The organism is Haloferula sargassicola, from assembly GCF_040362925.1.
Taxonomy (GTDB): domain Bacteria; phylum Verrucomicrobiota; class Verrucomicrobiia; order Verrucomicrobiales; family Akkermansiaceae; genus Haloferula; species Haloferula sargassicola.
Genome location: NZ_BAABRI010000017.1, coordinates 91,853 through 114,244, shown reverse-complemented (window position 1 = coordinate 114,244; position 22,392 = coordinate 91,853). Strand labels below are relative to the sequence as shown.

23 protein-coding genes are annotated in these 22,392 nt (G+C 65.4%); 10 read left to right on the top strand and 13 right to left on the bottom strand.

Annotated elements, in window-relative coordinates:
* Positions 1 to 114 precede the first annotated feature (114 nt).
* From ABXH26_RS15025 to ABXH26_RS14975, 11 genes are all read right to left on the bottom strand, one after another.
* Positions 115 to 945, bottom strand: a complete 831-nt coding sequence (locus ABXH26_RS15025) for a class I SAM-dependent methyltransferase (protein WP_353567909.1) — start codon at positions 943 to 945, stop codon at positions 115 to 117.
* Positions 946 to 976: 31 nt separating this feature from the next.
* Complete coding sequence (locus ABXH26_RS15020) at positions 977 to 1,909, bottom strand: 2-dehydropantoate 2-reductase (RefSeq protein WP_353567908.1); 933 nt, start codon at positions 1,907 to 1,909, stop codon at positions 977 to 979.
* A complete protein-coding gene (locus ABXH26_RS15015; RefSeq protein ID WP_353567907.1) occupies positions 1,906 to 2,820 on the bottom strand; it encodes a histone deacetylase family protein in 915 nt (304 codons plus the stop codon). The genes ABXH26_RS15020 and ABXH26_RS15015 overlap by 4 nt, the downstream gene beginning before the upstream one ends.
* Positions 2,821 to 2,889: 69 nt before the next feature.
* Positions 2,890 to 4,089 carry a glycoside hydrolase family 99 protein gene (locus ABXH26_RS15010; protein WP_353567906.1) on the bottom strand — a complete coding sequence of 400 codons (1,200 nt, stop codon included), beginning with the start codon at positions 4,087 to 4,089 and terminating at the stop codon, positions 2,890 to 2,892.
* A 95-nt stretch (positions 4,090 to 4,184) separates the two neighbouring features.
* Complete coding sequence (gene cysK / locus ABXH26_RS15005; protein WP_353567905.1) at positions 4,185 to 5,144, bottom strand: cysteine synthase A; 960 nt, start codon at positions 5,142 to 5,144, stop codon at positions 4,185 to 4,187.
* A gap of 122 nt (positions 5,145 to 5,266) precedes the next feature.
* Entirely contained in the window at positions 5,267 to 5,986 is a 720-nt protein-coding gene (locus ABXH26_RS15000) for a phosphoadenylyl-sulfate reductase (protein WP_353567904.1), read from the bottom strand.
* The gene (locus ABXH26_RS14995; protein WP_353567903.1) at positions 5,983 to 7,704 is read right to left on the bottom strand and encodes an NADPH-dependent assimilatory sulfite reductase hemoprotein subunit; all 1,722 of its coding nucleotides are present in this window, start codon (positions 7,702 to 7,704) and stop codon (positions 5,983 to 5,985) included. The genes ABXH26_RS15000 and ABXH26_RS14995 overlap by 4 nt, the downstream gene beginning before the upstream one ends.
* A 38-nt stretch (positions 7,705 to 7,742) precedes the next feature.
* Positions 7,743 to 9,509: an assimilatory sulfite reductase (NADPH) flavoprotein subunit gene (locus ABXH26_RS14990; RefSeq protein ID WP_353567902.1), complete on the bottom strand. Its 1,767-nt coding sequence runs from the start codon at positions 9,507 to 9,509 to the stop codon at positions 7,743 to 7,745.
* 301 nt (positions 9,510 to 9,810) lie between these two features.
* A complete protein-coding gene (locus tag ABXH26_RS14985; RefSeq protein WP_353567901.1) occupies positions 9,811 to 10,221 on the bottom strand; it encodes an OsmC family protein in 411 nt (136 codons plus the stop codon).
* Positions 10,214 to 12,826, bottom strand: a complete 2,613-nt coding sequence (locus tag ABXH26_RS14980; RefSeq protein WP_353567900.1) for an SUMF1/EgtB/PvdO family nonheme iron enzyme — start codon at positions 12,824 to 12,826, stop codon at positions 10,214 to 10,216. The genes ABXH26_RS14985 and ABXH26_RS14980 overlap by 8 nt, the downstream gene beginning before the upstream one ends.
* Positions 12,801 to 13,478: a sigma-70 family RNA polymerase sigma factor gene (locus ABXH26_RS14975; RefSeq protein WP_353567899.1), complete on the bottom strand. Its 678-nt coding sequence runs from the start codon at positions 13,476 to 13,478 to the stop codon at positions 12,801 to 12,803. Before ABXH26_RS14975 ends, ABXH26_RS14980 begins: the two co-directional genes overlap by 26 nt.
* 183 nt (positions 13,479 to 13,661) lie before the next feature.
* Between ABXH26_RS14975 and ABXH26_RS14970 the strand changes: the two genes are divergently transcribed.
* The 8 genes from ABXH26_RS14970 to ABXH26_RS14935 all read left to right on the top strand — a co-directional run bounded on the left by ABXH26_RS14970 (position 13,662) and on the right by ABXH26_RS14935 (position 18,567).
* Positions 13,662 to 14,204 (top strand): hypothetical protein, encoded by a 543-nt coding sequence (locus tag ABXH26_RS14970; RefSeq protein WP_353567898.1) that lies wholly within the window; start codon positions 13,662 to 13,664, stop codon positions 14,202 to 14,204.
* Positions 14,201 to 15,088, top strand: coding sequence for a hypothetical protein (locus tag ABXH26_RS14965; protein ID WP_353567897.1), 888 nt, complete (start codon positions 14,201 to 14,203; stop codon positions 15,086 to 15,088). Before ABXH26_RS14970 ends, ABXH26_RS14965 begins: the two co-directional genes overlap by 4 nt.
* 50 nt (positions 15,089 to 15,138) lie before the next feature.
* Positions 15,139 to 16,329 (top strand): DEAD/DEAH box helicase, encoded by a 1,191-nt coding sequence (locus ABXH26_RS14960; RefSeq protein WP_353567896.1) that lies wholly within the window; start codon positions 15,139 to 15,141, stop codon positions 16,327 to 16,329.
* 4 nt (positions 16,330 to 16,333) lie between these two features.
* Positions 16,334 to 16,615: a hypothetical protein gene (locus ABXH26_RS14955; RefSeq protein WP_353567895.1), complete on the top strand. Its 282-nt coding sequence runs from the start codon at positions 16,334 to 16,336 to the stop codon at positions 16,613 to 16,615.
* 3 nt (positions 16,616 to 16,618) lie between these two features.
* Positions 16,619 to 17,122, top strand: coding sequence for a crossover junction endodeoxyribonuclease RuvC (gene ruvC / locus ABXH26_RS14950; protein ID WP_353567894.1), 504 nt, complete (start codon positions 16,619 to 16,621; stop codon positions 17,120 to 17,122).
* Positions 17,123 to 17,170: 48 nt separating this feature from the next.
* On the top strand, positions 17,171 to 17,794 hold the full coding sequence (lipB, locus tag ABXH26_RS14945) for a lipoyl(octanoyl) transferase LipB (RefSeq protein WP_353567893.1): 624 nt from the start codon (positions 17,171 to 17,173) through the stop codon (positions 17,792 to 17,794).
* A 154-nt stretch (positions 17,795 to 17,948) separates the two neighbouring features.
* Positions 17,949 to 18,203 carry a type II toxin-antitoxin system VapB family antitoxin gene (locus ABXH26_RS14940; protein ID WP_353567892.1) on the top strand — a complete coding sequence of 85 codons (255 nt, stop codon included), beginning with the start codon at positions 17,949 to 17,951 and terminating at the stop codon, positions 18,201 to 18,203.
* On the top strand, positions 18,181 to 18,567 hold the full coding sequence (locus ABXH26_RS14935) for a PIN domain-containing protein (RefSeq protein ID WP_353567891.1): 387 nt from the start codon (positions 18,181 to 18,183) through the stop codon (positions 18,565 to 18,567). The genes ABXH26_RS14940 and ABXH26_RS14935 overlap by 23 nt, the downstream gene beginning before the upstream one ends.
* Before the next feature lie 15 nt (positions 18,568 to 18,582).
* Here the strand turns inward: ABXH26_RS14935 and ABXH26_RS14930 are convergent, their stop codons facing one another.
* Positions 18,583 to 19,290 carry a YebC/PmpR family DNA-binding transcriptional regulator gene (locus tag ABXH26_RS14930; RefSeq protein WP_353567890.1) on the bottom strand — a complete coding sequence of 236 codons (708 nt, stop codon included), beginning with the start codon at positions 19,288 to 19,290 and terminating at the stop codon, positions 18,583 to 18,585.
* A gap of 248 nt (positions 19,291 to 19,538) precedes the next feature.
* Between ABXH26_RS14930 and ABXH26_RS14925 the strand changes: the two genes are divergently transcribed.
* Positions 19,539 to 20,021 carry a Crp/Fnr family transcriptional regulator gene (locus ABXH26_RS14925; protein ID WP_353567889.1) on the top strand — a complete coding sequence of 161 codons (483 nt, stop codon included), beginning with the start codon at positions 19,539 to 19,541 and terminating at the stop codon, positions 20,019 to 20,021.
* On the top strand, positions 20,018 to 20,407 hold the full coding sequence (locus ABXH26_RS14920) for a DUF3307 domain-containing protein (protein WP_353567888.1): 390 nt from the start codon (positions 20,018 to 20,020) through the stop codon (positions 20,405 to 20,407). The genes ABXH26_RS14925 and ABXH26_RS14920 overlap by 4 nt, the downstream gene beginning before the upstream one ends.
* Before the next feature lie 4 nt (positions 20,408 to 20,411).
* Here the strand turns inward: ABXH26_RS14920 and ABXH26_RS14915 are convergent, their stop codons facing one another.
* Positions 20,412 to 22,355 (bottom strand): CHASE2 domain-containing protein, encoded by a 1,944-nt coding sequence (locus ABXH26_RS14915; protein ID WP_353567887.1) that lies wholly within the window; start codon positions 22,353 to 22,355, stop codon positions 20,412 to 20,414.
* Positions 22,356 to 22,392: the final 37 nt, after the last annotated feature.

The following is a 22,392-nucleotide window of genomic DNA, read 5'->3' as shown; positions in this document are numbered from 1 at the left end:
CCACCCGTCACGCTTCTTTCTCCCAAAGCGAGAACTCGCCCTCCCTCAACTCAACCGCTGATCAGTGAAGCTGCGGTGATACTCCTTCTCGTGCGGGCAGCTTGCCCGCTCTCCCTACAGCTTGACCACCCGCAGCCCGAGAAACATCGGGAACTCGCGGGCGGCGCGATGCTCGCCCTTGCTGCGGATGCCGCCGGCCTGGGAACGGCGGTGGCTGTAAAGCTCCTCGGTTTCCACCACGGCCAGTCCGGATTTTCCGAAGGCGTTCAACACATCGGCCAGCGGGCGGTGATAGAACATCGTCTCGGAATCGCCCCCTTTTCCCGGATGCGTCTTGATCGGGATCTCCAGCTCGACGCCATACCGGTCCACCCGCCGATACTGCAGGCGCCGCCCCTCATCCCAGCCCCAGTGCGTCTGCCGCGGGATGCGAAAACACGGGTGCATGAAAATCGCCACCATCTCGCCACCCGGCTTCAAGGCCGCCGCGGCGTTGCGAGCCATCGCGGGCAGGTCCGGCACGTCGTGGACCGCCATCAGGCACGCTGCGGCATCGAAGGATCCATCCGCCCAATCCGGTTTTTCCGCGCAGGCGTCGGCGACCACGAACTTCACCGATTTCTCCCGTTCAAACCGCCGGCTGGCCGACTCGATCAGGCGCGGGCTGGCATCAATGCCGACCACCTCCTTCGCCCCCGCCTTGAGCAGGTCCGCGACCAAAACGCCCTGCCCGCAACACAGGTCGAGCACGCGTTTCCCAGACACCGCGCCGAGCATCCGCATCGTCGCCGGCAAAACGACATGCTGGTGATAGTCCGAGCCTCCCTTCCCGACCAGCTGGTCATACCACGCCGCGACCGGGTCCCAGCCCTTCGACGGCGCCTTTTTCGCCGGGCGTTTCTTCCCCTGCCATGATTGTCCGCGGCCCCGTGGTGGTCGATCCATGCCCGGAGCTTCGGAGAGCCCGGAGTTCGACTCAAGCCAGCTTCTGCCGGATGCGCGCGGCCAGTTTCTCCAACCCCGGCACCGGCACGCCGGCCGCCTGGGCGCGCCGCAGGGGCTCACCCCAGATCGCCTCGTATTCGACCGGCTTGCCGTCGACGAAATCGATCATGCTCGACGGCCGGTAGGGGCCCATCGGGCGGGTGCGGCCGATCTCGAAATCGACCACGCCGTCATCGATTTCGTATCCGAGCGCTCCCGCCGCCGCGATCACCTCGCGCATCAGGGCGGCGATCTCCTTTTCAATCGCCGGATCCTCCAGCAAGACGTCGGTCGTAACGCCGCCCTCGGCGATCGCGAGGCCATTGAAAGGGATGTTCCAGATGAGCTTTCGCCACTGCGCTGCAGGCAGATTCTCCACCGCGGAGGAAACCACGCCGGCCGCCCGGAAGCCCGCCGCCAGCCGTTCCGCGCGCGGAATGCCGGGCTGCGGCTGCCATTCGCCGATCGTCACTTTGCCGCCCGCGGTGTGGCTCACGTGGGCCTCTCCGATCCGGTTGATGCAGACAAAACACAGCCCGCCGCCGACCTTTTCCGGACCGAACAACTCCGCCAGCTTCTCGCAGTTTCCCAGCCCGTTTTGCAGCGTGAGAATCGTCGTGTTCGATCCAACCAGCGGCGTCAGGACCTTTTCAAAAAGATCATTGGCCGTCGCCTTCCATGCCACGATTACCCAGTCGACCTCCCCGATTTCCTCGGGCGTGCGGTAGGCCTGCACGTCGGTCAGCGTGACGTCGCCATCGACGCTCTCGACCACGATCCCCCGCTCCTTCACCGCCTCGTAATCCGAGCGCAGGAGAAACGATACGTCCTCGCCGTTCTGCGCCAGTCGCGCCCCGTAGTAGAGCCCCACCGCGCCCGCGCCCACCAAGGCGATCCGCCCGCCGATCCTGCCTTCGGAAGTCACGATTTCCTGAGGGCGTCTGAGAGTCGTTTCGCCACCGCCACCGTCCGGGTGTGGAGCCGCGAGGTGAACTCCGACTCACGGTTGTAGCCACCGCCATAGAGCACGGCGACCGGGATCCGGTTGCGAAGGAAGGCTCCGAGCAACACCTCGTCGCGCCGCTCCATGTCTTCCGGGGAAAGCCACATCTGACCGAGCCGGTCGTTGCTGTGGTTGTCGGCCCCGGCGACCCAGATGACGAGGTCCGGCGAAAAGGTATCCAGCGCCGCGGCGAGCGTGCTGAAAAGCTGTTTCAAATACATGACGCCCTCGACGTAGCGGACCGTCTCAACGTCCAGCGAGCCGTGGGCCTTGGTGACCGACGAGTTCATGCCGACGTGGATCGAGTAGGTGAACACCTTCGGATCGTCCGCCAAAATGGAAGCCGTGCCGTTTCCTTGGAGTGCGTCGGTATCGACGATCATCACCTTGATGCCCGGCCGCTGCGCCTGCAGGTCCTGCACCGCCACTGCCACATCATTGAACACGCTGTAGCCTTCGCCATGGTCACGGAAAGCGTGGTGCGAACCGCCCGCGAGGCAGACCGCCACGCCCTCCTCCAGCGCGGCGTGGCAGGCCTGGCGGGTGGCCTCGACCTCCGTCACGCTGCGCTGGTAGAGCATCGGCGTGGCCGGCAGACCCAGCCGGATCTGCTCCTTCATATCGAGCTGCCCGCGGTAGATGCGGCCCAAATAGGCCTCATCGTGGACGCGCTTGAGCACGTGCGCCTCGGCCGCGCCGACTTCGACGATTTCCTCCGGCTTCAGGATTCCGCCCTCGAGCAACATGTCCTTGGACACGCGGAATTTCTCCATCGGAAACGGGTGTCCTGAAGGAAGCTGGAGTTCGAGGTTCTGGGAATAAAAGCAGCGCATCGCGGCAGCGCCAAGCAACCACAGCCCCGCGGCCTTGCCCAACGATTTTCCAGCCCTCTCGACTTTGCCTCAAAAGTCGGGCCATCCCGCACCCCGCTCGCCGCGCAGCCACTCACCGATCGCCCCGCAGACCCGGAGGTAGCGATCGCCCGGCACCTCCTTTTCATGGAGAAACGGCGGCCCGGCCGGCGGATCGGGGTCGAACTTGAAGATCGCGGTTCCTTCGTCCATTTCGTCAAACATCGCGACGTACACCGACCGGCAGCCGGCGTTTTTCGCCGCCACCGCCTGCGACCACAGAAAGCGACCGCCGAGCCGCGGGATCTGATCGAACTTCGCATCCGTACCCCGGCTCTTCATGAGGTTGTGCCAGCTGAAACCCGGAAACACGACCGGCAGGTATCCCTGCTTTCTTTCCTGACACCAGGCCAGGTCCTTTTTCACCACCTCCCGCCCCAGCCGGGCCGCATCGTCCGGCGTGCCGAAGCGTCCGACCGCCCACGGGCTGACGACATCGGCCTTGGCGATGACCTCGTGGAGCCGCGGATCCCGGATGCAGTCGCGGTCGAGAGTCCGCCAGTAGTAGGGCACGCCGAGCATCACCGCGAATCCCTGCTCGTGGAGATGATCGATCCATGCCGACCACTCGTCGAGGTCGGTCTCCCGGTCGCCGAAGCCGATTCCCCACGTCGTGAGGAGTGGCTTGCCACGATACTTGCCGTAGTTCGCTGCGGAAACATCGAGCCGCTTGGTTTCCAGCAAGTGCTCAAGATCGTCGCGCAGGGCACCGAGTTCCCCAGGCTTGAGTCCGCTGGCATCGTACATGAGCGACCACTCGCGGCCTTCGGCAGCCGCGGCGGTGCTGACATTTTGCAGCACGGTGTCGAGGGTTTCCCGGAAACGCGGGTCCCGGGTCTCGGTGCCGAAGCGCTGGAGGAAGGCGCCGTCGATGCCGTACTCCCGCATCCAGCGGAAATGGGTGCGAACGGTCTGCTGATCGAGCGAGCTGAACACCTGAGCGGTCGATCCGTCGGCTTTCCTCAACCGGGTGTCGTAGCGTCGGTCGATCTCCGCAACCTCCGGCCAAATGTCGATGCCGGTGTTTTCGTCCGTGGGTCCCTCGGCTCCACCATAATGGCGCCAGCCGACCTCGCCGCCATCGCCCCCGCAGCGGAACCAGCCCTGATAGCCGCAGAAGATTTTGCCATCGAAGTCGTCGGAAAATCCCGCCAGCGAAAGGCCGATCAGCAGAACCAGGGCACGAATCATTCCGTCACTACGGCGGATCCGGCGCGCATGTTGCTCATCACGAAAAAGCCCGACCGCTTCCGGTCGGGCTTTGGAAAAACGGAGGCGGCGGGCCTTCAGACTTCCGCCACCGGAAGGCTGGTCACTTCCTCGCGGACCTTCTCGGCGAGCAGCGTCGAGAGGTAACGCTCGGTCGATGAGCAACCGACGGTGACGATGCGCTTGCCGGCGAACTCGGGACGCTTGGCCACCTGAATGGCGGCCCAGACATTGCCGCCGGTGGAAATGCCAGCCGGCAGGCCTTCTTCCTGGGCCAGGGCTTGAGCCGTGGCGAAGGCGTCCTCGTTGCTGACCTGGATGGTCTCGTCGATGATGTCGACGTTGAGATTGCCCGGGATGAAGCCGGCGCCGATGCCCTGGATCATGTGCGGGCCCGGCGCGCCGCCGGAAATGACCGGGCTGGCGGAGGGCTCGACGGCGAACACCTTCAGGTCGCAGCGCGATTTCAGCACCTCGCCGACACCGGTGATGGTGCCGCCGGTGCCGACGCCGGCGACGAAAGCATCGATCCTGCCATCGGTGTCGCGCCAGATCTCCTCGGCGGTCGTTTCGCGGTGGACCTGCGGGTTGGCCGGGTTGTCGAACTGGCCCGGACCGAAGGAGCCCGGGTTGTCCTCGACGAGTTGCTTGGCCTTGGCGATGGCACCGCCCATGCCCTTGGCACGCGGGGTGAGAACGATCTCGGCGCCGAGCATGCGCAACAGCACGCGGCGTTCGACCGACATGCTTTCGGGCATCGTCAGGATGCAGCGGTAGCCCTTGGCGCGGGCGACGAAAGCGAGCGCGATGCCGGTGTTTCCGGAAGTCGGCTCGATGATGAGGCCGCCCGGCTTGAGCGTGCCGTCCTTTTCCGCGGCCTCGATCATGGCCTTGCCGATCCGGTCCTTCACGCTGAAGAGCGGGTTGAAAAACTCGGCCTTCACGCAAACCTCGGCATCGAGACCGGCGGTCAGTTTGTTCAGGCGGATGAGCGGAGTGTTGCCGACGGTGGCAACCATGTTTTCTGCGATGGGCATGGTAACTTGGGGTTGAGTGGATTTTGAATGAACAACGAAGTGATCGAAAGGGGCGAAAATGGGTCTCGGTCGGACTCTTCAGATTTCGACCATTTCGTCGATTTCGTTGTTAGGTCATCAGTTCAGATCTGGAAGTCGGTTTCGCCGGACTCGAGGTGGAGTCCGCATTCGTATTTCTGTCCATTGAAGCGGGTCGATTCGGCATCGAGGCCGTCGGCGGCGGGCGCGGTGCTGTGCCAGTCGCCCATCGTCACGTAACCTTGAGCCTCCAAGGGATGCCGCGGCAAGCGACGATCGTGCATGTAGGCGGAAACCTGCGCGTCGGCCCAGTCGAGGATCGGATAGACCTTCATCATCCGGTTCTGCTTTTCCGCGAAGGGCCGCTCGGCGCGGGTGCTGGAATGGCTGCGGCGCAGGCCGCTGATCCAGGCGGTGGCACCGAGGTCCCGCAGCGCCCGGTCCATCGGCTCGATCTTGGTCAGCACGCCGTAGCGATCGAGTCCCTCTTTCCCCTGCTCCCAGAGTTTTCCATGAACGGCCTCCATGCGCGCCGAGCTGAGCTTCGGCAGGTAAACGCGGAGGTCGGTGCCGAAGCGCTGCACCAGCTCCTCGGCATACTGGTAGGTCTCGGGAAACAGGTAGCCGGTGTCGATGAAGACGACCGGCAGGGTCGGCGCGTGCTCGGCGATGAGGTCGAGCATGACGGCCGACTGCAGGCCGAAGCTGGTGGACGCGACCAGGCCATCGCCGAACACGTCGACCAGCAGGCGCAAGCGATCCCCCGCGCCGAGCGGGGCCAGCCCGGCGTTGAGTTCCTCGGCGCTGATGGTGTCGGTCTTCATGCGTTGGCGAGCGCCTCGGGCTTGATGTTGGCGTGGAAATCCGAGCCCTGCCGGGTGGCCACAACGTAGCCGGTGCGGATCACGAAATCGCCGAACTTCTCCCCTTCCCCCCGCTCCTTGGCGTAACGCTCGAGGATGGGCGAAAGGGTGTCGATGATCTCGTCGGCCGGCAGGTCCTGGCGGTAGAGCTTGTTGAGCCGGTCGCCGGCGTGGCCGCCGCCGAGGTAGAGGTTGTAGCGGTTCGGACCGCGACCGATGAAGGCGATCTCGCCAACGTACGGGCGGCCGCAGCCGTTCGGGCAGCCGGTCATGCGGATGGTGATCGCGTCGTGCCGCAGGCCGAAGCTTTCGAGCTTTTCCTCGAGCAGCGTGATCACGTCCGGCAGGTAGCGCTCGGCTTCCGCCAGGGCCAGGCCGCAGGTCGGCAGGGCGACGCAGGCGATCGAGGCCAGGCGCAGCGCGCTGCGCTCGTGGCTACGGTGCATGCCGTACTTTTCGAGCATCGCCTCGATCTCCGGACGCCGCTCGTCGGTGACGTTGGCGATCATCAGGTTCTGGTTGGCGGTGAGGCGGAAGTCGCCCTGGTGGACCTTGGCGATTTCCCGCAGGCCGGTGCGCATCGGGTAGCCGTGGTCATCGACCACGCGGCCGCCCTGCACGAAGAGCGTGAAGTGGTGCACGCCGCGCTCGTCGGTGGTCCAGCCGTAGCGGTCGCCGTTGTCGGTGAACTCGTAGGGGCGCACTTCCCCGAGGTCATAGCCGAGATACTTGTTGAGCTCGGCCTTGAACCAGTCCACGCCGCGGTCCTCGATGGTGTACTTCAGCCGCGCGTGCTTGCGGTCGGTGCGGTCGCCGAAGTCGCGCTGGACCAGCACGACCTTTTCCGCGACGTCCACGACCTGGTCCGGCGTGCAGAAACCGATCACGTCGGCCAGCCGCGGGAAGGTCGCCTCATTGCCGTGGGTCATGCCGAAACCGCCGCCAACGGCCACGTTGTAGCCGACGAGCCCGCCGTTTTCGACGATGGCGATGAAGGACAGGTCGTTGGCGAAGATGTCGACGTCGTTCGACGGCGGCACCGCGATGGTGATCTTGAACTTCCGCGGCAGGTAGGTCTTGCCGTAGATCGGCTCGACCTCTTCCTCGGAGCTGGCGAGCTTTTCGCCATCCAGCCAGATCTCGTGGTAGGCGCGGGTCTGCGGCGTGAGGTGGTCGGAAATCGCCTGCGCCGCCCGCTGGACCTCCTCGTGGACCGAGCTGAGGTGCGGGTTCGGGTTGCACATCACGTTGCGGTTCACGTCGCCGCAGGCCGCGATGGTGTCCATGGCCGCCTCGTTGATCTCGGCGATGGTGCGCTTGAGATTGGTCTTGATGATGCCGTGGAGCTGGAAGGCCTGGCGGGTGGTGAGCTTGATCGTGCCGTTGGCGAACTGGTCGGCCATGCGGTCGGTTTCGAGCCACTGCTTCGGCGTCGCGAGGCCGCCGGGCAGGCGGATGCGCAGCATGAAGGAGTAGGCCTTGTCGAGCTTGTGGCTGCGGCGGTCGGCGCGCAGGTCGCGGTCGTCCTGCAGATAGGTGCCGTGGAACTTGAGAAGCTGGTTGCTCTCCTCGCTCACCGCGCCGGTGGAAAGGTCGGCCAGTTCCTCGACGATGGTGCCGCGGAGGTAGTTCGAGGCGGTTTTGAGGCCTTCGTTGACGGAAAGTTTCTTCTCGCTCATCGGATTGAAGATTGTCGATTGAAGATTGGAGATGGGGTTCAGTAGACGTCGCGTTGGTAGCGCTTGGATTTCTTGAGGTCCTCGATGTAGGCCTCGGCTTCGTCGCGCTTGCGGCCGCCGGCCGAAACGACGGCTTCGATCAGGGCTTCATGGACGTCGTGGGCCATGCGCGAGGCATCGCCGCAGACGTAGAAATGGGCGCCCTGCTCGAGCCAGGCGAAGAGTTCGCTGGCGCGCTCGCGGATGCGGTCCTGGACGTAGACCTTTTCCGGCTGGTCGCGGGAGAAGGCGACGTCGAGCTTGTGCAGGGTGCCGTTCTTGAGATGGTCCTGCCACTCGAGCTGATAGAGGAAGTCGTAGGTGAAACGCTGGTCGCCGAAGAACAGCCAGTTTTTCCCGGTCGCTCCGGTCGCCGCGCGATGCTCGATGAAGGACCGGAATGGCGCGATGCCGGTGCCGGGGCCGACCATGATGATCGGCGTATCGGCCGACTCGGGCAGGCGGAAGTTCTTGTTCGTCTGGGTGAAGACCGGAACGGTATCGCCCTTCTTGATGAGGTCCGCGAGGTAGGTGGAGGCCACCCCTTTCCGCGAACTACCATGAGCATCGTAGCGGACCGAGGCGATGGTGAGGTGGACCTCGTCCGGGTGCTCCAGCGGGCTGGAGGCGATCGAGTAAAGGCGCGGCGGCAGCTTGCGCATGATGCCGGCAAGCGCTTCGACCGACAGGCCGTCGGGCGCGAACTCGGCGATGGCGTCGGCGATCCAGCGGCCCCAGAGGTATTCGCGCAGGTCTTCCTTGCCTTCATCCGAGATCAGCGCCCCGAGCTTTTTCGACGGGGAAACCTCGTGCAGCTTTTTGAGCACCGCCTTCGAGAGCGTGGTGATCTCGAAATCCTCGCGCAGCGCGTCGGCGAGGACCTTCTTTTCGCCGCCTTTCAGCTCGACCGTTTCCGAGCCGTTGAGGCGCGCGGCCTTGAGCAGTCCCTCGACCATGTCCGGCGCGTTGACCGGCAGCACGGCGAGCGCGTCGCCAGGCTCGTAGACGAGGCCGGAGCCTTCAAGCGAGAGTTCGTAGTGCCAGGTTTCCTTGGCCGTGCCCTTGCCATTGAGGAGGACCTTGTCGAGCAGCTCGGCGGGGAACGGGTTTTTCTTTCCGAACTGCGAGCCGATCGCGGTCGGCACCGGAGCCACGGAAACGGTGGCCGCTTGGGCGGGCGCGAGCGTCGAGAGCGCGGCGTCGGCCCACTCGGTGTAGAGATCCTCGTAGTCGACATCGCAATCGCGGCGGTCGGCGATCCGCTTGGCGCCGAGTTCGGCGAGGCGGGCATCGACATCCCTGCCGGTCTTGCAGAACTGTTCGTAGGAGGTGTCGCCGAGCGCGCAGACCGAGTAGGAAACCTTTGACAGGTCGACCGCTTCGCTCATCAGGCTCTTGTAGAAAGAAACCGCGGTTTCCGGCGGTTCGCCATCGCCCCAAGTGCTCACGATCACCAGCAGACGCTCGGATTTTGCCAGGTCGGCGGGGGCGAGGTCGGCCATGTTCTTCACGGTTGGCTTGAAGCCCTTGCCTTTGGCGGCCTTGGCCGTGCGGGCGGCGAGTTCCTCGGAATTCCCGGACTCCGTGCCGTAGAGAATCGTCAGCGGCACCGATGCCGTCGGCGCGGCAGCCACGGCAGGCGCGCCGACGGTGCGGGCGGTCAGCCATCCACCCAGCCACGACTGCTGGTCCGGAGAAAGTTCGATCAACAGCGCGTCAAAGCGACCGCGCTGGTCGGGGGTCAAAGGAGCGTTGGGCGGAAGCATACCTTAGTGTTTTGCTTTGTTTTGTAATCTTTTGTGTGACGGGACTGTGCATTCCCTGCGGAACCGTGCAAGCGAAAAGCCGTGAAGAGGTTTTTGAACCACGGATTTATGGATTTCGGGATTTGGGCTGAGATGCGCCGAATGCGTCTGCACCCGTTTTTCAAAATCCCCAAATCCTTTAATCCGTGGTCCAAAACCATGGATCTCAAACCACGGATTTACGGATTTTGGGAGTGGGTATGAAGAGCGCTGGAAAGCGGCTCCTCGGGTGCTGCATCCCCAAATCCCCTCGATCCATGGTTCACCCCACCCATTTCCAATCGAGCGCCACCTCGATGTCCGGATGAATGCTGTGGAAAACCGGGCAACCCTTGGCGGCGGCTTCGAGCATTGCGCGCTCCGGGTGATCGGCGGCAAGCGGAATTTCCATATCGACCTCCAGCCGGCTGATCCGGCGCGGGGTGTCGGCGGACATGTGTTTGCGCACCTCGACCTTCGCGCCCTCCATCGGCAGCTCCTTGCGCTGGGCGACGATGCCCATGATCGTGAGCATGCACGAGCCGAGGGCGGTGGCGACGAGGTCGGTCGGCGAGAAGGACTCGCCGCGGCCGTTGTTGTCGACGGGCGCGTCGGTTTCGAGGGTGGACTTCGAGGGTCCGTGGACCGCGGCGCAGTGCAGGCCGCCCTGGTATTCGAGTTGAATGCTAACCATCTTGGAGCGGACCTTCCTGCGTTCGGGCGGGCGGCACAACGCGTTTCGCGAGTACGACGCGGAAACCGTAGGTCGAGTCCTTGGCCGTGGGCGGCTGGGGATTCCGCGCGCCGATGTAGAGGTCCTTTTCCAGATAGCTGCGCCAGCCGCCGCCCCGCAGCAGGCCGATCTCCATGGCCAGGGTGGTGGAGCTGTAGGAATCGGACACCCATTCCTGCACGTTGCCGACGAGGTCGAAGATACCGTGGTCCACCGTGGGCGCGAATGAACCCACCGGCGCGGTGTAGACGAAACCGTCGTCGTAGCCGGGGATCATGCGGTTGCTGGGCAGACCGGCACCCATGCCGGCGAGGTTCCCCACCACCCCGGGCGGCGGCCAGTTGGGTCCCCACAGGAAAATGCGGGCCTTCATCTGGTCGCGGCGGGCCGGCGAGGCGCCTGCGGGCTCGTCGACCCCGGCCAGCTGGCTCCATTCGAAGTCGGTCGGCAGTCGATACTCCAGATCCGGCCCGAGCCGGTCCTCACCCCACTCCTTCAGGGTCAGCCAGGCGCAGAAGCCCTGGCACTCGTCGCGCGAGACGAGGATCACCGGGTGGCGGTCCAGCGAATCGCCTTCGGGCAGCTCGTCGGCCCACTCCGGGCGCGGCGGCATCGGCGCGCGGGTCGCCTCGCAGTAGGCCCGGAAGTCGGACCAGCGGGTTTCCCAGACGGAGGCCATCCAGTCTTTCCCGGCCGGCACCAGCTGCATGCCCAGGGAGTTCTCCCAAGGCCGGGTCAGCACGGCGCTCATGTTCGGCTTGAGCGTCAGGGAAACCATTTCCGTTTCCTGCGCCTCCAGCTGGATCACCTGGGTTTCGGGCTTGTGGCCCTCCAGCGTGGCGCGGACTTCCACCTCGCCGGGCTTGACGCGATCGACCACCAACGGGTCCTCGGCCTCGCCCTCGCTGGCGCCGTTGACGTAAATGACGGCGCCGGGGGGGATGGTCCGGACGATCAGGCGGCCGTAGGGAATCGGCCGCACCAGCAGGCGAAAGGGCTTCCAGTCCTTGCCGCGGTTGTTTTCCGAAAGAATCGAATCGTCGAAATATCCGACCGGCCGTGGGACCGCCTCGTGCTCGGTGGTCAGGTAGCCGGCCTTGATTCCGGTGGCGACATACCACTGGCAGAAGGCGCGGGCCGCCTGCGGCGAAACGGCCACCGTTTCCGGCAATTCCCCCACCCCCGACAAGACCTCGCCCTGGTCGCGAAACTCGTCGTTGGCCCTTGCGAAGCGTCGCCACGCGGCCGGCTCCACCGGCAGCAGGCTTTCGTGGCCCTCACCCAGCGGGCGGAACTCCTCGTCGAGGTGATCCTTCCACGGCATGTCCTTCACCGGCGGCGAGAAGATGCTGAGCAAGGCCGTGATGGTGAGCGGCTCGTTTTCCGCCGAGCGCGGCACCTGGGCCTCCAGCGGATAGGCACGGTAGCCGTCCTTGAGCATGCGCAGCGAGAGCTGCTTGCCGACGCGGGTCTCGATCAGCTCGGTCGGGGTGCGACCGAGGAAAACCGCCTTGCCGGAGTCATCGATCTCGAACACGTCCGCGCCCTCCGGCGTGCTGCTGACCTTCACGAAGGCCGGTTTTGCCGGCTCCGGCGGCGGCGGGGGCGACACAAAACCGAGGCGCTCGCCGATGTCCGTACGGTGCCAGATTTCCCAGCCGCCCCACATCAGACCGGCGCCTGCCAGCAGGAAAAAAAGGAACGCGCCGACCGGGCGCCGCCTCCTTCGCCGCTTGCCCGCCCGCAGGTCGGACAGCGCCTTGGCCAGATCTCCGGCCGAAGTGATCGTACGGCGCGAAATGTGGGGGTCGCAGATGCCGCAGATGATGCGGTTCAGCTCCAGCCACTCCTTGCGCTCCGGACCGTGCGGCAGCTCATCGGGCAGCTCGGGAAACTCGAGCCGGTCCTTTCCCGTCGCCATCTCGTAGAGCACCTTGCCCAGCGAATAAACGTCCGCCTGGGCCGATCCCGGCCCCTCCGGCGGCACAAAGCCCTCGGTGCCCACAAAGGTCCGCTGGCCGCGGGCGGCGACCAGTCCGATGTCCGCCAGCTTGGCGCGATTGTTGACGAAAATGACATTCGCCGGCTTCACGTCGCGGTGGGCCAGCCCGCTCTCGTGAAGGTGCTGCAGCGCCTCGGCAAGACGCTGGCCGACATCAATGCAGAACGCCGTTTCCAAGCGCTTGCGGCCGGCGTTCTTGATGTCGCTGCGCAGCGTGCGGGCCTCGTATTCGATCGGATTGATGTCGGACCCGGCCACGATGTCGTCGCCCAGCTCCATGACGTAGTAGTAAAACGGCGGCTCGCCCGGCCCGCGCCCGACGTGCAGGACATTCACCAGCCCCGGGTGGTCGCGGGAGACGGGCTCGTATTTCAGGATGCCCTCGAACTCGCGCTCGAAGCCCCGATCGTCCTCGAAGTCCTCCCGCCACAGGACCTTGACGGCCCGCAACGCTCCGGTGACCCCGCGCGCCAGCCACACCTCACCGTAAGCACCCCCGCCGATCCGGCGGAGCACTTCGTGGTCGGGGATGACCGGATCAGGCCGGAGTCTCGTCGTCGGCATTCTCCTCCAAGCGGGCTAGCTCCTTTTTCAATACCGCCCCGACCCGGTGCTTGGCGAGGTAGACTTGGGCCATGCTCACGCCCAGGTGATCCTGGACCTTTTTGGCGTCCCACTGCCTGACCACGTAGTAGTCGAAGATCTGGTACTGTTTTGGAGAAACCTTCGCTTTCACTCGGGCGAGAGCGGCATCGGCGACGTTTTTTTTCCATTCCACATCCCACAGGCGCTCCAGCAAGTCGCCCTTCGGGTCCTCGAAACGGTCGATCACGGCCGTCTTCCGATCGTCATCCCAGTCGCCGCCGGCCATCGCCGTGTCCTTCTTGCGCTTGCGGAACTGGTCGTTGATCCGCCAGCGCGTCATGTTCATCAGCCAGGTTTTGAACGAGCCCTGCTCGGGGTCGTAGAGCTTCTTCTTGCTCTGCTTGGCGATGGATAAAATCGTTTCCTGTACGCAGTCGTGGGCCTCCTCCGGCCGCAGTCCGGCCTTGATTCCCACCGCGTAAATGAGACGCCAGTAGGTCTGGTAAAACTCGTCCCAGGTGCGCTGGTCCTCCCAGTTGTCGAGCCGGGCAATGAGGCTCTTGCGGGTCCGCTCATAAGCTTCCTGCAACACCTTCGCGCGTTCCTTGTCCTCCTGCTCGTCGTCCGCCATGCGCGCGACACTACCACGCCGAACCCCGGCTGTCTTTCACCGGCTCGTCATTCGCCGCGTTTCGAAAAAGTTTTTTTCGGCTTTCCTGACCATCCTGTGAAACGAAGCGCGAATCTTGAGCTTTCACGACTCTACGGGATCGCGTAATCCTTTGGTGTTCACCCCCCACCGTGCGCATCACCCATGCCACAATCACCCCCCGAATCTTCCCCCACTCGTCAGGTCGAGCGGATTCGTGAAATCCTCGTCGGCCGCCAGCTCAACCAGGTTGAGCAGCGCTTGGCGCGCCTTGAAGGCACGCTGCGGCCGATGCCCCTCGGCAGTGGCGCGCCCGCTCCCGGCGGCCTGGATTTCAACGACTCGCTGACCACGCTGCGCGACGAGATCGATGCTGAAAAGCTCCGCCAGATGGAGGAGACGCGTCGCCTCGCGCACCAGATCCAAACCATCTCCCGGCAGCGGCGCGAGGTGGCCGACGAAGCCCGCCAGGCCGTGGTCGCCGAGCTCAAGCCCGGCTTCGACCGCTGGCAGGAGGGCTTCATGAGCTACCTGGCGATCCGCGAAAACAAGCTCCGCTACGACGTCGAGCAGGCTATCGGTGAGCTGCGCGAGCGGGTGCCGGAACAACGGTTCCCGTTCGAAGAAAAGGTTCGCGGTGCCCTGGCGAAATTCGCCGGCGCGGCGCACGAGCTGTGCGAGGCCCTCAACCCCGACGAGGACGCATGACCACGGCCGACCTTTCGCCCCTGCCCCTCGGAACCTTCGCCGCGCCCGCCGCAGCGAGGCCACCCCTGCCCGCGATGCCGGATGCGCACGGCGGCAGCACCTTCGCCCCTCCGGCAGCGGCGATTCCGATGTCGGATCTCGACTCACCACGCGCCGCCGCCCCGCCCGCTGCGCCGCTTCCCGCAAACCCGCCGGCCCCCGGCCCCGCAGCAGACCCGCCGGCTCCGGACGAGGATTTCACCGATGCCGACCTGCTCGATGCGCTCGCGCCTCTGGTCCGCACCGTCGCCCCGCAGGTGCCCGCGGCGGAATTCGCTGGCGATTTCGAAGCCCTCCTCCGCACCTCCCTTCGGCGCACGCTGGCCGAGCACACCCGCGGCCCCTTCGAGGAGCCGGATCTCCTCCAGCGGCTGCGCTGGCGGTTCGATGCACTGGTTTCCAGCCGCAGCTACGAGGAGGTGGTCGAACATCGCAGCCATCGCTTCCACGTGGAAGAAGTCTACCTGCTCGATGACCTGAATTTCAGCCTCATCTCCTACGCCAGTGCCAACCTCTCGCGTCACCTCCAGCCCCGCCGGGTGATGTCCACCGTGGACAGCCTGTCGAGCCAGCTGCGCACGCTCGATCCCGCCGGCCCGAAGGAATTTCAGTTCGAGGACAACTACCGCTGTGTCCTGCTGCCGGCCGATGACGCCTGGCTGGTGGCCTTTTTCCGCGGCCGGCCGGACTCGGATGCGATCGTCGATCTCGACTGCATCCTGCGCCGGATCCAGTCGCGTTTCGGGGCCCAACTCGCCCGCACCGAGCCGCTGTTGGAGGAATTGCAACCCCTGCTCGAAGAGTGCCTTCTGATCCACTCCCCCCTGGCCCCTGTCGCAAGATAGGCCCAGAGCGCCCTTGACCGCCCCATCCCACGCCAGTACGCACGCCGCCTATGGGTTTTGACACTCTCGGACTTTCCGATGCCGTTCTCCAAGCCGTCCGTGAGTCCGGCTACGAAAAACCGACGCCGATCCAGGCGAAGGCGATCCCGCTGATCCTCGAAGGAAGGGACGTCATCGGCGCCTCCCAGACCGGTACCGGCAAGACCGCCGCCTTCGCGCTCCCCGCGCTTTCGAAGATCCAGCCGCTCGGCAAGCCGCAGATCCTGGTCCTCGAGCCGACCCGCGAGCTGGCCCACCAGGTCGCCGAGCAATTCGAGAAATACGGCGCGCAAACCGGCTGCAAGGTCGCCCTGCTCTACGGCGGCGTCGGCTACGGCGAGCAAAACAAGCAGCTCGAAGGGGCCGACATCGTCGTCGCCACCCCCGGCCGCCTCGTCGACCATTTCTACCGCGCCACCATGCGCTTCGGGGAGCTGAAGATCCTCATCCTCGACGAGGTCGACCGCATGCTCGACATGGGTTTCCTGCCGCAGGTGCGGAAAATCGTGAACCTTTGTCCGTGGGACGGCCGCCAGACGCTGTTCTTTTCCGCCACCATGCCGCCGGCCATCCAGACCTTCGCCCAGTGGTGCCTGGTTGATCCGGTGGAGGTGGAAATCGCCCGCCGCGCCGTGGCCTCCACCGTCAAGCACGCCTTTTACCCGGTTTCGATGGACCAGCGCGACGAGCTGCTCATCGCCCTGCTCGACCAGACCGACTATCACTCGGTGATGATTTTCACCCGCACCCGCAAGGAGGCCGACCAGGTCTGCCGGATGCTGGCGCAAAAGGGCCACCCGAAGGTCATCGCCATGCACTCGGACATCAACCAGACCGACCGCATGAAGGCGCTCGCCGGTTTCAAGTCCGGCGAATACGAGGTGCTCGTCGCCACCGACGTCGCCGCCCGCGGCATCGACATTTCCGGCGTGTCCCACGTCATCAACTATCGCGTTCCCGAGAACGCCGAAGACTACGTCCACCGCATCGGCCGCACCGGCCGCGCCGAGGCCGAGGGCGATGCCTTCACCCTGCTCACCGCCGACGAGCTCGACTTCGCCAAGTCCGTCGAGGTCTTCATCGACAAGTCCATCCCACGCCGCAAGCTCGACAACTTCGACTACATCTACACCGCGCTCCTCGACGAGGACCGCAAGCCGCTGCGCAAGAAAAAGCGCCCCGGCAAGAAGCGCAGGCGTTGACGCGATGTTCCACAGGTCGCCCACCCGAGCCACACCTCTCGGATGCACCGTCATCCTGCTCGGGCTCCTGATTCCCTTCGCCGCTACCTGCGTGCTCGCCTACGGGCTGTGGAAATGGTTGGGAATCGAGGCCTCGAAACGTCCGGACGGATTGCTGGGCATGCTGGTCGGAGGGCTCGGCATCAGCCTCCTCCTGACCGCCGGCAGCATCTGGGGTGGAGTGAAAATTCTTCGCAACACCGATTGGAAAAGCTTCGATCCCGATGATCCCAGCTCGCTGATGTAAGGCATGCGCGTTCTTTCCATCGACCCGGCCATTCGAAATACGGGATACGCCGTACTAGAGGGGGATCACCGGAACGCGCGCGTGCTCGCCTACGAGGTGGTCTCCATTCCCTCGAAGATCCCGCAGTCGGCCGCCCTCGCCGCGGTGCGCACGCACCTCTCGAACGTCATCAAGACGCACGAGCCGGACGAGGTCGCCGTCGAGGGCATCATCTACGTCCAGAGCCACCGCACCGCGATCACCATGGGTGCCGCGCGCGCCGCGACCCTGATCGCCGCGGCCGAGGCCGGACTGCCCATTTACGAATACGCGCCGAGCAAGGTGAAGCAGGCCGTCGTCGGCAACGGCCGCGCCGACAAGGCGCAGGTCGCCTTCATGATCCGCGCCCTCCTCGGCCTTTCGGAAACCCCGCCCCACGATGCCGCCGACGCCCTCGCCATCGGCCTGGCCCACCTCCAGGCCAATGACCCGCTCAAGGCGAAACTCCTCGACCGCAAACCGATCTAGCCGGCCCGCCGCCGGCTGCACGTTGTTTCCCCTTCAGGGGGCCGCACCATGAGAGTCTCCCGCCTCCCCGACCCCGTCCCCTACGCCGACGGCCTCGCCCTCCAGGAAAAGACCGCCGCCGCCATCCTCGACGGCTCCGGCCCCGAGACGCTGTTCCTTCTCGAGCACCAACCGGTGTACACCATCGGCCGTCGCCGCGACCAATCCTCGCTTCAGAACCGCGCCGCCCTGCCGGCCCCCGTTTTCGAAATCAACCGCGGTGGCCAGGCCACCTATCACGGCCCCGGCCAACTCGTCGGCTATCCGATCCTCGACCTTCGCGAGCGAGGAAAGGACCTCCATCACCACCTGCGCCTGCTCGAGGAGTCCCTCCTCCTCACCTGTCGCGACTTCGGCATCCCGGCCGGCCGCCGCGACGGCATGACCGGCGTCTGGATCGAAAACCGCAAGCTCGCTTCGATCGGCGTCGGCGTCACCAAGTGGATCTCGATGCACGGCTTCGCCATCAACATCACCCGCGACTGCCTGCTTCCCTTCTTTGCGATCACCCCCTGCGGCATCGACGGCGTTGTGATGACCTGCGTCGAAAACGAAGCCGGCCGCCCGGTGGGCGTGGCCGAATTCTCGGAAGCCTACCTTGCGCGTTTTCGGGAGTGTTTTCTCGGCGGGTGACGCGGGCCGGATTTTCTCTGAGACACAGAGAAAAGGCAGGAGGTCACAGGGTTGAATGGGGGGCCTGCCCCCAACCTCCGGCATCCCGTTCACCTGCGGTTGGCCCTTTGAAAACCGCTTGCCATATCGGGTATGGCACCATACCGTGTATGGCATGAAAATGACGATGCACATTGACGAGGCCTTGTTGGCGCGCGTCATGGAAACCTACGACTTGGAAACCAAAACGGACGCCGTCCATTTCGCCCTGAACGAGCTGGACCGGAAGGCCCGCTTGCGCGCCATGTTGAAGGAGGGCTTGGGCCTGACGCCGGAGGAGTTGAAGGAAGGTGTCGACCCGAACTACGATCCGATGCGCATGCGCGTCGCCGAAGACATCACGCCTTATGGAAGCGAACGTCCTCATTGACTCGAACGTCTACATCGACGCCCTGCGGGAAGGCCGCGACCCCTTCAAACGGATCTCGGAACGCTTCGATCTGGTCGATCTCGTCTGCTGCGGCGTGGTGAAGGCGGAGGTGCTCAGAGGCGTCGTGCAGCCGAAGCTGCGCGATGGCCTGCTGCGCTACATTGACGTCATGCAGATGGTCCCGACCACGGCCAGCCTCTGGGACGAAGCCTGGCACCTGGCCTGGCAGCTCGACCGAAGAGGCCGCGTCCTGCCGCTCCAGGACATCGTCATCGCTTGCTGCGCGCGTCGCGCCGGGGCCGCGGTGATGACGAACGACAAGCATTTCCGGGAAATCCCTGACTTGCAGGTGATCGAGCCGTGAGACCGGCCGTCGGCTTCACCCGATATTCGTGAACACCACCTGCACGTCGTCGTCGTCCTCGATCTTTTCCAGCAGCGACTCGACTTCCTCCATCTGCTCGTCGGTCAGCTCGACGGGCTGGGTGGGGATCCGCTCCAGGCCCGCTTTCTTCGGGGAAATGCCGAGCTTTTCCACGCCGGCCGTGAGGTTGGCGAACTCGGCGTAGTCAGCGATCGCCCGCGCGATCCCGTCCTCGACTTCCAGCTCCTCGAGGCCGTGATCGATCAGCTCCAGCTCCACCTCTTCGAGCTCCAGGCCGGCCGCATCGAACTCGACCACCGCCTTGCGCGTGAACATGAAGTCCAGCTGCCCGCTGTTGACCATCTGGCCGCCGTTCTTGTTGAAGATCGTCTTCAGGTTGCCGACCGTCCGGTTGGAGTTGTCGGTGGCGCATTCGATGTAGAACAGCGAACCGTGCGGGCCTTTGCCCTCGTAGTTCACCTCCACGATGTTCGCCGCGTCCGCGCCCGAAGCGCGCTTGATGGCCGCATCGATCTTGTCCTTCGGCAGGTTCTCCGACTTCGCGGTGGCGATCGCCAACCGCAGCGCCGGGTTCAGATCCGGGTCCGGCCCGCCATTTTTGGCGGCCAGTGTGATCGACTTCGACAGCTTCGGAAACACCTTCGACATCTTGTCCCAGCGCGCTTCCTTCGCCCGACGGCGGCATTCGAATGCTCTTCCCATAACTCGTTCGTGTTCGCCGCCGAATTCACCTCATCCGCCGCACTTCCGCAACCGCGGAAAATCGGGTCGGAGCGCTGGCTTCAGCGGGCGCGTGGCATTCCCCCGGCACCGACCGGCAAGCAACCCATGCCTGGCTTTTGTGGGAACGACCCGCGCGCCGGTTGAAGCCAGCGCGCCGAGGAACCATCCGTCCAGATGCATCACTCCGGGCTTCCCCTCGGCGAAGCGACGGTGCATCTCTCAGCACGATGAGCGAAAGTTTCGACCGCCCCGAAATCCCCGCCGCCGGCATCATGGCCGGACTCGACGCCGAAGACCGCCAACTTCTCGGCGACTACGGCGAATTCCTCCCCGTCCACCCCGATCAGCTCCTGATCACCGAAGGCAAGGGGCAGGACTCGCTTTATTTCGTCATTTCCGGCGTGCTCCACGTCCACACCGACACCAAGGAAAAGCGCACGCTGGTCGCCCGGATCGGCGCCGGCGAGACCATCGGCGAGGTCAACCTTTTCGACCCGGACACGGCCAGCGCCTCCGTCACCGCGCGCGAGTTCGCCCAGGTCTGGAAGGCCAACAAGGCCGATCTCGAAGCGTTCATGAGCTCCTACCCCACCGCCGCCGCGAAGCTGCTGTCCGGCATTCTCGCCGGGATGAGCGCCCGTCTCCGGCGGATGAATGAAAAGCTCGCCACCCGGGAGGCCGAGGCCGCTTTCCAAAGCTTCTGGTCGTGATTCCCCCGCCCCAATGCCTGGGCGAGGCCGCGGCGATGTTCTTCGCACTCATTGTCGGGCACGCCATCGCCGACTTCGCGCTGCAGGGCGAGTTCCTCTCGATCGCCAAGAACCGACATGCCAGCCTGGACCGCTTTTTCGGGAAATCCCCGGCTCCGAAGGGCGTGTGGGTGCATGCCCTGACGGCCCACGCCCTCATCCACGTGGCACCGGTCTGGCTGATCACGGGCTCGGTGGCGCTGGGCGTGGTCGAGCTGGTGCTCCACTGGCTGATCGACTTCGCCAAGTGCGAGGGCTGGACCAGCTTCACCGTCGATCAGCTGCTGCACCTCGTCTGCAAGGCGCTCTACGTCGGCCTGCTGCTGGGCGGGATGTCGTTGCCCTGAAGGATCACTTCGAGCGCATCGTGCGCATCCCGTCGGCCTCGACGGGCAGCTTCGCGAGCGCAGCCTGAATGTGGGCCGGATCGCCTTCGGCGAAAAGGCGGACTCCTTCCTGCCGACCCTTCACCCGGATGAGGCCGAGGTCGATCCACGGGACGTCCGATGCCGCCTCAGCCACCGGCTCGGAGACTACCAGGCCGCAGTCGAAGGTTTTGCACAGCCCTTCCAGCCGCGAGGCGAGGTTCACGGCATCGCCGAGCACGCCGAACTCCGTCCGCTGCTCGGAACCGATCTCGCCCGCCGTCACTTCGCCGACATGCAGGCCGATCCCGATCGTCATCGGCTCGAGACCCTCGTCCCGCCAGCGCGTGTTGAGTTTTTCCAGCTCCCCCTGCATGTCGCGCGCCATCGCGACCACGGCGCGGGCGAAGTCGGCGGGGTCCCCGTCCTCGAGCGCGCCGCAGTGGGCCATGACCGCATCCCCGATGAACTTGTCGAGCGTGCCGCCGTGGCGGAAAACGATGGTCACCATGGCGGTCAGATACTCGTTGAGCTGGCGCACCAACAAGGCCGGTTCGGTGCCCTCGCAGCGGGTGGTGAAACCGCGGACATCGGAGAACAGGACCGCCACCGTGCGTTGGCGGCCGGCCGCGATCAACCGCCAGCGCTCCGGGTCCGCGACCAGCTGGTCGGCCACGTCGCGCGAGACGAAACGCCGGAACTGCCCCATGAGCCGCCGTTTATCCAGCTGCTCGCGGGCAAAGCGCCAGCCCAGCCCGGTGGCCCCCGCCGCCGCCGAGGCGGCCAGCCCGCCGGTCACGGCGACCGCCACCGATTCCCTGGCAAAGACGAGCCACGCCACGCCCGACAAGGCCAGGGCCGCCGCCCCGAGGAGCGCCACCGCCGCCATCGGCCTGCGAACGAAGCCCGCGATCGCCGCGCCGAGGGCTCCCATGCCCAGCAGCACGGCCGTCGGCGAACCGACGGGAGTGATCCAGGCTGAGGCCAGCCCGCAGGCCACCGCCTGCAGGTGGAGTTGCGGGCCGGAAAGCGGCCCGACCGGGCTGGGCTTGATGTCCTGAAAGCGCGGCGCGACCGGTCCGATCATCACCACTTTTCCGGCCAAACTCCGACCTTCATCGTAGTTCGCCCGCCACAGGCGATCGACGAAGATCTCGTAAAGGCTGCGCGGAGCGTAAACCTCCATCGCCCCGCTGTGTTCCCGCACCGCGAAACGCAGGCCGTGCTCGCCGGCGGGAACCTCGCCTCCCATCGCGTCGATGATTTCCGCCGCCAGCGAGCGGAACTCCGGCTCGCCCGGCTGCGGATGGCCGTCCTCCGTGCCGAGCGTGGTCGTGTAGCGGGCCACCCGGCACAGGTTGTCGTCGGGATCGATCGGGAAATTCGCGTAGCCGACCCGCACGTCGTAGCTCTCGCCGAGGAAGAGGTCGTAGGGCTCGGTCAAGGTCACCCCACTCCCTTGTCCGACCATCGAGAAGGCCGAAGTCAGGATCACCCGGTCCTTGTGACGCTCGATCGCCGCCGCCAGGGCGTCGTCGGCCACCGGGTCGGAGCCCTCGCCGAACACGAAATCGAGCACGATGGCCTTCACTCCGGCGTCCGCCAGGCGATCGATCACCGCCGCCCACACGCGGCGGTCCCAGGGGAAGCGCTCGCGCATCATGCCCAGCACCGGCTGCGCCGTAATTTCTTCCTCGCTCAAGCCATCGAGCGACAGCGTGGCCTCATCCAGCCCGAGAAGCACAAGGTCCTGCCGCTCCGGCGGCCCCCCCGAAAAACGCATGAAGGCATCCCAGAGTGCGCGGTCGGACCGGCGGATCCACCGCTCGCCCGGCCCGGCCAGGGTGAGCAGCGCGACGAGGCCCACCGCGGCCAGCGCCGTCAGGGCACCGGAAAAAGCATGTCCTCGCCGTGGGAGAGTCCTTGTCATCCGTCGCCCACAAGTCCTACGCTAAGACCGGTTAGAA

Excerpts from the sequence above, each read along its gene's own strand:
- ABXH26_RS15025 (WP_353567909.1), bottom strand. The coding sequence starts at position 945 with ATGGATCGACCACCACGGGGCCGCGGACAATCATGGCAGGGGAAGAAA.
- ABXH26_RS15015 (WP_353567907.1), bottom strand. The coding sequence starts at position 2,820 with ATGCGCTGCTTTTATTCCCAGAACCTCGAACTCCAGCTTCCTTCAGGA.
- ABXH26_RS15010 (WP_353567906.1), bottom strand. The coding sequence starts at position 4,089 with ATGATTCGTGCCCTGGTTCTGCTGATCGGCCTTTCGCTGGCGGGATTT.
- cysK (WP_353567905.1), bottom strand. The coding sequence starts at position 5,144 with ATGCCCATCGCAGAAAACATGGTTGCCACCGTCGGCAACACTCCGCTC.
- ABXH26_RS15000 (WP_353567904.1), bottom strand. The coding sequence starts at position 5,986 with ATGAAGACCGACACCATCAGCGCCGAGGAACTCAACGCCGGGCTGGCC.
- ABXH26_RS14995 (WP_353567903.1), bottom strand. The coding sequence starts at position 7,704 with ATGAGCGAGAAGAAACTTTCCGTCAACGAAGGCCTCAAAACCGCCTCG.
- ABXH26_RS14990 (WP_353567902.1), bottom strand. The coding sequence starts at position 9,509 with ATGCTTCCGCCCAACGCTCCTTTGACCCCCGACCAGCGCGGTCGCTTT.
- ABXH26_RS14985 (WP_353567901.1), bottom strand. The coding sequence starts at position 10,221 with ATGGTTAGCATTCAACTCGAATACCAGGGCGGCCTGCACTGCGCCGCG.
- ABXH26_RS14980 (WP_353567900.1), bottom strand. The coding sequence starts at position 12,826 with ATGCCGACGACGAGACTCCGGCCTGATCCGGTCATCCCCGACCACGAA.
- ABXH26_RS14975 (WP_353567899.1), bottom strand. The coding sequence starts at position 13,478 with ATGGCGGACGACGAGCAGGAGGACAAGGAACGCGCGAAGGTGTTGCAG.
- ABXH26_RS14970 (WP_353567898.1), top strand. The coding sequence starts at position 13,662 with ATGCCACAATCACCCCCCGAATCTTCCCCCACTCGTCAGGTCGAGCGG.
- ABXH26_RS14965 (WP_353567897.1), top strand. The coding sequence starts at position 14,201 with ATGACCACGGCCGACCTTTCGCCCCTGCCCCTCGGAACCTTCGCCGCG.
- ABXH26_RS14960 (WP_353567896.1), top strand. The coding sequence starts at position 15,139 with ATGGGTTTTGACACTCTCGGACTTTCCGATGCCGTTCTCCAAGCCGTC.
- ABXH26_RS14955 (WP_353567895.1), top strand. The coding sequence starts at position 16,334 with ATGTTCCACAGGTCGCCCACCCGAGCCACACCTCTCGGATGCACCGTC.
- ruvC (WP_353567894.1), top strand. The coding sequence starts at position 16,619 with ATGCGCGTTCTTTCCATCGACCCGGCCATTCGAAATACGGGATACGCC.
- lipB (WP_353567893.1), top strand. The coding sequence starts at position 17,171 with ATGAGAGTCTCCCGCCTCCCCGACCCCGTCCCCTACGCCGACGGCCTC.
- ABXH26_RS14940 (WP_353567892.1), top strand. The coding sequence starts at position 17,949 with ATGAAAATGACGATGCACATTGACGAGGCCTTGTTGGCGCGCGTCATG.
- ABXH26_RS14935 (WP_353567891.1), top strand. The coding sequence starts at position 18,181 with ATGGAAGCGAACGTCCTCATTGACTCGAACGTCTACATCGACGCCCTG.
- ABXH26_RS14930 (WP_353567890.1), bottom strand. The coding sequence starts at position 19,290 with ATGGGAAGAGCATTCGAATGCCGCCGTCGGGCGAAGGAAGCGCGCTGG.
- ABXH26_RS14925 (WP_353567889.1), top strand. The coding sequence starts at position 19,539 with ATGAGCGAAAGTTTCGACCGCCCCGAAATCCCCGCCGCCGGCATCATG.
- ABXH26_RS14915 (WP_353567887.1), bottom strand. The coding sequence starts at position 22,355 with ATGACAAGGACTCTCCCACGGCGAGGACATGCTTTTTCCGGTGCCCTG.